The 1095-nt window shown below is 38.4% G+C and carries 2 protein-coding genes; both read left to right on the plus strand.

What is annotated here, in order from left to right:
* The first annotated feature begins 110 nt into the window (after positions 1-110).
* On the plus strand, positions 111-416 hold the full coding sequence (locus N7931_RS19265; protein ID WP_262795962.1) for a hypothetical protein: 306 nt from the start codon (positions 111-113) through the stop codon (positions 414-416).
* A 95-nt stretch (positions 417-511) separates the two neighbouring features.
* Positions 512-856: a hypothetical protein gene (locus N7931_RS19270; protein ID WP_262795963.1), complete on the plus strand. Its 345-nt coding sequence runs from the start codon at positions 512-514 to the stop codon at positions 854-856.
* Positions 857-1095: the final 239 nt, after the last annotated feature.

A 1095-nucleotide genomic window follows, 5' to 3' on the forward strand; every position in this document is an offset into this window, starting at 1 on the left:
TTCATGAAATGATTAATTTAAAGCTTATTGGAATGATGTTGTTAGACTCAATATTGAAAAGTTCTATACACACTTCTGATGATTAAGCTGTTATATTTACAGGTGCTGAAATGACAGACGACGAGAAAAAAGAATATGTCAAAGAGCACTTCCTCTCTGAAGCGATATCCTCAATCGAAGAGGTTGGTAGATATTGGAATGGCTCGATATCTAGAACGATGACTAGTGCTCTTTGCGAAGTCTTGGAAGAGGAAGGTTTTAAAGTAACGGTTAGGGAAATTCCACCTGAGTGGGAACATGTATTTTATCTAGTCAGCGAAAGGACGATCGAATATCCTGAAATGTTGGAAAATATAGCAATACAACGTTCGACACAAAAAGAAAATGATGTGGAAGAGCGCTTACTTGCAAAGTAAATATAACAATCCAAGTCAACGGAAAATCACTCACTGGCTGCGCCAAAGCGTTCGCGTTTTCCGCTGCTTGGGGCGTTATAAGTACAGGTGAGTCAGTGAAAATCGTCATTCTTGCTCTTTTATTTCCGACATTGGCAATGAGTGCGGAAATACTTGAAACACCAAATTATAAAGTTTCAATTCAATCTAATTGCCAAGAAGGCGAAGTTGGTTGCTCAAACTACGTTTATGAAGGGCAGAGTAAGAAATCGGGCAATTCGATATCTCTAAAAGGTAGTAGTTGGCATACTACGTGTAACGACGGAGAAACACCGTGCCGTTTTCTTGGTTATAAATTTAAAAATGGCAACATTATGTACTATGTGCATCAAGATGGCTTACTCGAAGTTGTAACAAACAAAAATGAAGTTATTTTGAGTGAACAAGGTGTTTGGCAGTAAGTACGTATAACAATGCAATTAAGGGCGGACTAAAAAAGCTTGGCTTAGTTCGTACCTCACTAATTATAGCCAAGCCTTTTTAGCCGCTTATTGCGGCGTTGAGCCTGTAGAAAAACCTCAAAATACAGCTTTAACCGCAGATCCATTTGTGATCTAATAGGATTATCAAATCTTCATAGGAGATTGATTTTGCCTAAGTTTATTCCAGCCAACTACAACCAAACCAGCATGGTCATCAT

This window comes from Catenovulum sp. 2E275, from assembly GCF_025515275.1.
Classification (GTDB): domain Bacteria; phylum Pseudomonadota; class Gammaproteobacteria; order Enterobacterales; family Alteromonadaceae; genus Catenovulum.

Excerpts from the sequence above, each read along its gene's own strand:
- N7931_RS19265 (WP_262795962.1), top strand. The coding sequence starts at position 111 with ATGACAGACGACGAGAAAAAAGAATATGTCAAAGAGCACTTCCTCTCT.